This window comes from Pseudomonas sp. BMS12 (assembly GCF_001592875.1).
Classification (GTDB): domain Bacteria; phylum Pseudomonadota; class Gammaproteobacteria; order Pseudomonadales; family Pseudomonadaceae; genus Aquipseudomonas.
Genome location: NZ_LSOF01000016.1, coordinates 156,186 through 163,343, shown reverse-complemented (window position 1 = coordinate 163,343; position 7,158 = coordinate 156,186). Strand labels below are relative to the sequence as shown.

Annotated in this window: 8 protein-coding genes; 4 read left to right on the top strand and 4 right to left on the bottom strand. The window is 67.5% G+C overall.

Annotated elements, in window-relative coordinates:
- The coding region (locus tag AYB31_RS16485) for a serine hydrolase (RefSeq protein WP_068829795.1) at positions 1–599 on the top strand (599 nt) is incomplete at its 5' end.
- Between the two features lie 17 nt (positions 600–616).
- On the opposite strand, the gene AYB31_RS16480 is transcribed toward AYB31_RS16485, so the two are convergent.
- Genes AYB31_RS16480 through AYB31_RS16470 form a run of 3 tightly spaced genes read right to left on the bottom strand, consistent with a single transcriptional unit; the run spans position 617 to position 2,411 of the window.
- Positions 617–1,300, bottom strand: coding sequence for a GNAT family N-acetyltransferase (locus tag AYB31_RS16480; protein ID WP_068829794.1), 684 nt, complete (start codon positions 1,298–1,300; stop codon positions 617–619).
- A gap of 14 nt (positions 1,301–1,314) precedes the next feature.
- Positions 1,315–1,761, bottom strand: a complete 447-nt coding sequence (locus tag AYB31_RS16475; RefSeq protein ID WP_442961825.1) for a GNAT family N-acetyltransferase — start codon at positions 1,759–1,761, stop codon at positions 1,315–1,317.
- A 17-nt stretch (positions 1,762–1,778) separates the two neighbouring features.
- Positions 1,779–2,411: an FMN-binding negative transcriptional regulator gene (locus AYB31_RS16470; RefSeq protein WP_068829792.1), complete on the bottom strand. Its 633-nt coding sequence runs from the start codon at positions 2,409–2,411 to the stop codon at positions 1,779–1,781.
- Between the two features lie 89 nt (positions 2,412–2,500).
- On the opposite strand from AYB31_RS16470, the gene pdxR reads away from it, so the two are divergent.
- Positions 2,501–3,973 (top strand): MocR-like pyridoxine biosynthesis transcription factor PdxR, encoded by a 1,473-nt coding sequence (pdxR, locus tag AYB31_RS16465; RefSeq protein ID WP_068829791.1) that lies wholly within the window; start codon positions 2,501–2,503, stop codon positions 3,971–3,973.
- A 334-nt stretch (positions 3,974–4,307) separates the two neighbouring features.
- Entirely contained in the window at positions 4,308–5,621 is a 1,314-nt protein-coding gene (locus AYB31_RS16460; RefSeq protein ID WP_068829790.1) for an NAD(P)/FAD-dependent oxidoreductase, read from the top strand.
- A gap of 216 nt (positions 5,622–5,837) precedes the next feature.
- Here the strand turns inward: AYB31_RS16460 and AYB31_RS16455 are convergent, their stop codons facing one another.
- Positions 5,838–6,200: a hypothetical protein gene (locus AYB31_RS16455; protein ID WP_068829789.1), complete on the bottom strand. Its 363-nt coding sequence runs from the start codon at positions 6,198–6,200 to the stop codon at positions 5,838–5,840.
- Positions 6,201–6,385: 185 nt separating this feature from the next.
- Between AYB31_RS16455 and AYB31_RS16450 the strand changes: the two genes are divergently transcribed.
- Positions 6,386–7,129 (top strand): polysaccharide lyase family 7 protein, encoded by a 744-nt coding sequence (locus AYB31_RS16450; RefSeq protein WP_068829788.1) that lies wholly within the window; start codon positions 6,386–6,388, stop codon positions 7,127–7,129.
- Positions 7,130–7,158: the final 29 nt, after the last annotated feature.

The following is a 7,158-nucleotide window of genomic DNA, read 5'->3' as shown; positions in this document are numbered from 1 at the left end:
GGCGCCTCGACGCCACCCGGCTGCGCTACCCGCCGGGCGAAGGCTGGTGCTATTCCAATGTGGGCTATCTCTATGTGGTGCGGTTGATCGAGCGACTGACCGGGCTCGGCCTTGCCGAGGCGCTGGCGCAGCGTGCGTTGGCGCCGCTCGGCCTGAAGCAGGCTCGTCTCGCCGGCACGCCGGCCGATCTGCAGTGGGTAAACCTGGGGGCAATCACTGTCTACGACCCGCGCTGGGTTTATCACGGCCTGTTGGTCGGGCCGTTGGCGGAGGCCGCCATTTGGCTGGAACGGCTGTTGTCCGGGCAGCTGTTGCCGAGCGGCTTGCTGCAGGAGATGCAACGCGTGAAAACCCTCGGCGGGCCGCTTGCCGGGCGCCCGTGGCAGGCTCCCGGCTATGCCCTGGGCCTGATGCAGGGGCCGGTCAATGGCGGGTTGGTCCTCAGTGGCCACACTGGCGGTGGACCGGGCAGCGTGGTGGCGGTGTACCGCGCCGTCCGTGGCGAGGGCTCGGCCAGCTGCGCGGTGTTCCACGCCGGCAGCGAACAGGGCGTGCTCGAGGACGAGGTCGTGACCCGGCTGCTGGCAGCTTGGGATTAGTAGCGCGGCTGCCTCGACTACTTGGCGCGCAACGCCTCCAACCGCTGTTTCTGCAGCCCCTGTGCATCGAAGTTGTCCGCCGCCAGCCAGCGCTGGAAGGCGGCGCGGCAGGCTGGCCATTCCTTGTCGATGATGGAGAACCAGGCCGTATCGCGGTTCTGCCCCTTGATCACCATGTGCTGGCGGAAGGTGCCCTCGAAGGTGAAACCCAGGCGCTCGGCGGCGCGCATGGAGCGGGCGTTCAGCGCGTTGCATTTCCATTCCAGGCGGCGGTAGCCCAGCGTGCCCAGGGCCAGCTCGGCCAGCAGGTAGACCGCCTCGGTGGAGGCCGGGCTGCGCTGCATGGCGCGGCCGAAGGCGACGTGGCCGATCTCGATGCAGCCGTCCCTGGGCGTGATGCGCAGGAAGCTGAGCAGGCCGACGGCGCGCTGGCTGGCCAGGTCGATCACGGCGAAGAACTGCGGATCGGCGCTGGCCGCGTGCCCAGCTAGCCAGGCATCGAAGGCTGTGCGCTCAGGGAAAGGGCCGTAGGGCAGGTAGTCCCACAACAGCGTATCGCTGTCCGGCCCTTGCAGGGCTTGCCACAGCTCGTCGCCGTGGCGCCCGGTTTCGAGCGGCTCCAGGCGGATATGGCGCCCGTGCAGGGTTTCGCGGGCGGGGGCGGCGACGGGCTGCCAGTCGAGTTGAGTTTGCGGGGGCATGGGGCGACTCCTGGTCAGAACAGCTTGCGGTACTGGATGAAGCCGGAGCGGTCGGCGATGCGGTCGTACAGCTGGCGGCCGGCGTAGTTGTCTTCCTGGGTCAGCCAGTGCACCCGCGAGGCTCCGGCGGCGCGCGCCTGAGCGTAGACATGTTCGATCATCTGCCGGCCGATGCCGCCGCCGCGCAGGTTTTCGTCGACGTACAGGTCCTGCAGGTAGCAGTAGTCACCACTGGTCCAGCAGGAACGGTGGAAGATCCAGTGCACCAGGGCCACGGCGTGGCCGTCCTGCCAGGCCAGGGCGGCGTGCATGGGCTCGGCCGGGTCGAGGAAGCGCTGCCAGGTAATGGTGCTGGTCTCGGCGGCGATCTCGGTCTTGTAGAAGCGCTGGTAGGCCTGCCAGAGCGGCAGCCAGTTGGCGTGGTCGGCGGCGCTGACGGCGCGGATATCGAGTTTGGACACGGGGGCTTCCTTGGTCATCATGGTTGCAGGGGCATGCGTGCGGCCAGCGCGCGGTCGCGGCTGTCGGGGCTGTTGTTCAGGCCGTCGCGCACGCCGTGCTGGTCGGCAGCGCTGCGGTTCTGGCCGAGTTTCCACTTGCCTTCCAGGCGCTGGATCGGCAGGGCGAAGCCGACGATGGCGCGCAGCATGCTGTCGATGTATTCGCGCGGCGCATCGCTGACGGCCCAGGGCTGGGCGCGGCCGGCCTCGTGCTGGTCGCTGAGGCGGCTGACCAGTTGCAGCAGGCGTTCGGGTTCGTCGAACACCTCGGCCTGGCCGTGGGCGTGCACGGCGATGTAGTTCCAGGTCGGCACCACCTTGCCGTGCTCGGCCTTGGCCGGGTACCAGGACGGGCTGACATAGGCCTCGGGGCCCTGGAAGGTCACCAGCACCTCATGACCTTCGACCAGGTCGCGCCATTGTGGGTTGGCTTTGGCGAAGTGGCCGTAGAGGGTGCCGAACTTGCCTTCGTCGGCGACCAGCAGCAACGGCAGATGGCTGGCCTGCAGGCCGCTCGGGCCGTGGCTGATCAGGGTGGCCAGGCGCGTTTCGGCGATCTGCCGGTGCAGTTCGCCGAGGTCGTCCTGGCGGAAGGAGGAGGGCAGGTACATGGGTGATCCTCTGGCGTGATGGAGCCATGCTAGGCAGGATATTGGTCTGTTGTAAGAGCCATTTCCTGTGACTTTCATGGAGCCAATTCATGGCCATGCCCGCTCCGCTGCCGGTCGACCTGTCCGGCATTCGCCTCGATCCGGCCCAGGGCCTGGCGCGCCAGCTGTACCAGGCGTTGCGCGAGCGCATTCTCGACGGCCGGCTGGCGGGCGGCGCGCGCCTGCCGGCCAGCCGCGACCTGGCGGGCCTGCTGGCAATCTCGCGCAACACGGTGAACCGCGCCTTCGACCAACTGTACGCCGAGGGTTATGTCGAGGGGCGGGTCGGCGCCGGCACCTATGTGGTTGAGCTGAGCAGCGTGGTGCGACCGCCAGCGCAGGTCGCGGCCGGCCCGGCGCCGAGTGTGGCCCTGCAGCGCCTGCAGCAGCATCACCTGGCCGCTCCGCTGGAGGGCGCGCCACGGGCCTTTCGCGTCGGCGTGCCGGCGTTCGACCTGTTTCCCTTCGAGACCTGGGCGCGGCTGTCGGCGCGCTTCTGGCGTAAGCCCTCGCCGGCGCGCCTGGGCTATGGCGACCCGGCCGGCGACAGGCAACTGCGCGAGCTGATCGCCGCCTATCTGCGCAACAGCCGCGGCCTGCACTGCGACCCGGCGCAGATCGTGGTCACCTGTGGCGCCCAGCAGGCCATCAGCCTGTGCGCCCAGTTGCTGGTGCAGCCGGGCGACCGGGTGGCGGTGGAGAACCCCGGTTATCGCGCCGCCGGGCATGCCTTCGCCGTGGCTGGCGCCGAGCTGCAGGGTATTGCCGTGGATGGCGAAGGGCTGGATACGGCGGAGCTGGAGCGAGTCGGCGGCTGTCGACTGGCCTATGTCACGCCCTCGCACCAGTACCCGACCGGCGTCACCCTGTCGCTGGCGCGGCGCCTGGAGCTGCTGGACTGGGCCGAGTGTCACGACGGCTGGATAGTCGAGGACGACTACGATGGCGAGTACCGCTACAGCGGTACCCCGCTGGCGCCCCTGGCGGCGCTGGATCGGCAGGGACGGGTGCTCTACGTCGGCACCTTCTGCAAGATCGCCTTTCCCGCCTTGCGCCTCGGCTATCTGGTGCTGCCGCCGCAACTGGCCCAGGCCTTCGCTCGCCGCCGCGCACTGGACATGCGCCACTCGGAGATCGGCACCCAGGCGGTGATGGCCGAGTTCATCGCTGCCGGACATTTCCAGCGGCATATCCGCCGCATGCGTGGTGCCGCCCGCAGCCGCCGCGATGCGCTGCTGGCCGGCTGGCCGAGCGAGATTGCCGGTTGTGCACCGCTACCGGCGGTGGAGGCCGGCCTGCATCTGTGCGTGCGCGTCGCCAGCCTGGCCCGCGAGCGCGAGCTGATTGCGGCGGCCAGTCGCGTCGGGGTGGAGCTGAATGCCCTGAGCGATTACTGGCTGAGCGACAGCAGCACCGCGCCAGACCAGCGTGCCGGCCTGGTGTTGGGCTTCGCCGCCGTGCCGGAGGCGGCGATTGGCGAGGCCCTGCGAGCGCTGCGGGGTGCCTGGGGCGTGCGCGATTAATGTTTAGTGATGACGAAACTGAACATGTAAAGAATCCGATTTAACTGGCGCTAGGCGGCGTGCGAGTCTCCTTGTTCATGAGTTCTTCCATTCCTCATTCGCCCGCGCCGTACCGCGCCGCCCCGTCGCGGCTCGCGCCTTGCTTCGGTGCCGCAGCGCACTGCGAGCTGCTGGCCTTCTGGGCGCTCTGGCATTGCCGCCACGCGCGGCCGCCGGATGCGGCGCTCGCCCGAATCTGCTGACTGCAACGGCTGAGCCTGCGCCAGCCGCGCCCCGGAGTGACTCCGGGCTACCTCGGGACAATGCTCCCGACTCTCCAACAAGGAACACCCTGATGAATGCCGCCACCCACGCCGTGATTCCCGCTGCCTCGCGGGCCAAGTCCTACTACAGCGCCACGCTGAACGAGGAAACCAACTACCCGACCCTGCAGGGTCAGGTCAGCGTCGACGTCGCCATCATCGGTGGTGGCTTCACCGGTGTGGCCACGGCGGTGGAACTGGCTGAGCGCGGTCTCAAGGTGGCCATCGTCGAGACTCACAAGATCGGCTGGGGCGCCACCGGGCGCAACGGTGGCCAGGTCACCGGCAGCCTGTCCGGCGACGAGGCCATGCGCAAGCAGATGCGCAATAAGCTCGGCGCCGAGGTGGATGACTTCATCTGGCATCTGCGCTGGCGCGGCCATGAGATCATCAAGAACCGGGTGGAGAAGTACGGCATCCAGTGCGATCTCAAGCACGGCCATCTGCACGCGGCGATGAAGCCGGCGCACATGGATGAGCTGAAAGCCTCCTACGAGGAAGCGCAGCGCCGCGGCATGGGCGACGAAGTCACCCTGCTCGATGCCGCCGGGGTGCGTGCGCACCTGGCCAGCGACATTTACCAGGGCGCGCTGAAGAACACCCGCAACATGCACCTGCACCCGCTGAACCTGTGCATCGGTGAGGCCAAGGCTGCAGAGGGCCTGGGTGCGCTGATCTTCGAACACTCCGAGGTGCTGGAGATCGTTCATGGCGCCAACCCTGCGGTGATCACCGCGGGCGGGCGTATCGATGCCAAGCAGGTGATGCTGGCCGGCGACGTCTACCACAAGCTGGAGCCCAAGCAGCTCAAGGGCAAGATTTTCCCGGCGATGGGCGGCATCGTCACCACCAAGCCGCTGGGCGAGCTGGCCAAGCAGCTCAACCCGCAGGACCTGGCGGTGTACGACTGCCGCTTCGTGCTCGACTACTACCGCATGACCGCCGACGGCCGCCTGCTGTTCGGCGGCGGCGCCAACTACTCGGGGCGTGACTCGCGGGATATCGCCGGGGAACTGCGCCCGTGCATCGAGGCCACCTTCCCGCAGCTCAAGGGCGTGGACATCGAGTTCCAGTGGAGCTGCGCCATGGGCATCGTGATGAACCGCATCCCGCAGCTGGGCAAGCTGTCGGACAACGTCTGGTACTGCCAGGGCTACTCCGGCCACGGCATCGCCACCACTCACATCATGGGCGAGATCATGGCCAACGCCCTGACCGGCACCCTGGGCCACTACGACACCTTCGCCGCCTGCAAGCACATCAAGGTGCCGATGGGCGACGTGTTCGGCAACCCGATGCTGGCCGCCGGCATGTGGTACTACCAGATGATGGAAAAGCTGCGCTGAGGTTGCGCTAGCGACGGGCGGGCGCTGCTGTCTGGCGCCCGCCGCCGGCCTGGAACTAGTGGCCTGTTTGGCTAATTCAAATACTCAACTTCGGCGCCAGGCTTTACCACGCGTCGTTGCCACTCCTCGCCGTAGCCCTGCTACGACTCGTCGCGGCGCCTAGCCTGGCAAACCCTGACACTCGAATTTGAGTGCACGAATTAACCGCACAAGCCACTAGATGAACGCCTGGCGCGAGAGGCCACGGGGCAGACGATTGCGACCCGGCAGCTGCTCCAGGCGCTTGCGCCATTCGGCGCGCGCGCCCTGGCCTGCAACGGGCTTGGCCACGGCTGCGACTGCCGGCATGCTTGGGGCGATCTTCTCGATCTTCTCGATCTTCTCGATCTTCTCGGCTTTTGCTGCGGCTCTGAGCTCGGCAAGGCTGGGCGTCTTGCGTACCGGCTCGGCAGTTTTCTTCTCCATGGCACGCAGGCATAGCTTGCATGAAACCTGAGCCGTATCCGCCGTGCTGGTGAGGCTGGCGCCAGTGCGCCCGCAGGCAACGGTATCGGATGAGGCTGCGTAGTGAATGGCCAACGTGTTGTCTCCTGAATTTCGGGCGCGGGATATTACAGGCTCATCCCGCGAGGGCCAAACATTGATGGGTCAGTCGTTGGGGGGGGGGCCGAATGGTTTCGCGCGTGGCAATGGCCACGGCTTGTGAACCCGGGCGTGGTCCTGCGGTCTGCACAGGGTCCGACCAACGATCCGGGAGCGCGGCGATGCATCGACCACTACTTTGTCTGGCGGGTCTGCTGCTGGGTGGCTGCAGCACCGATAAGGAGGGGCCCTACCAGGCGCCGGGAGCTCGCTACGATCTCTCGCACTGGAAGCTGACCCTGCCCGACGCCGACGCCAGCGAGGTGGACAGCGCCAGGCTGCGCGGCGGTTACGCCTCGCGCTACTTCCATCTGGCCGGTGACGGCAGCATGGCCTTCGTCGCGCCGGCCGGCGGCGGCAGCACCAGGAACTCCGATTACCCGCGCGCCGAGTTGCGCGAATTGCTCGATCCCGCCGACGACAACCGCAACTGGTCGGTCGCCGGCTCCCACCAGCTCAACGCCAGTGCCCAGGTGCTGCGAGCGCCGAGCACGCAGAAGATCATCGTCGGCCAGATCCACGGCTTCGACGCCCGCCCGCTGGTCAAGCTGCAGTGGCACAAAGGCCAGCTCAAGGCACTGATCAAGCGCCACCCCAAGGGTAGTAACGAGGAGTACAAGCACAGCTTCGCGGCGCAAGTGGGCAACGCGCCGTTCAGCTATGCCATCACCATGCGCGATGGGGTGGTGACGGTGCAGGTCGAGGGCGAGCGCATTCAATACGATGTGTTGGCCAGCGATCCGGCCTGGCGCGAGGTGCGCTTCTATTTCAAGGCCGGCGCCTATGTGCAGGACGACGACAGGGACGGCGACGAGGATGTTGGCGAGGTGCGTTTTACTCAGCTGGCGGTGCGGCACGGTGACTAGTTGGGCCCCGGCCTCTGTGGGAGCGGCTT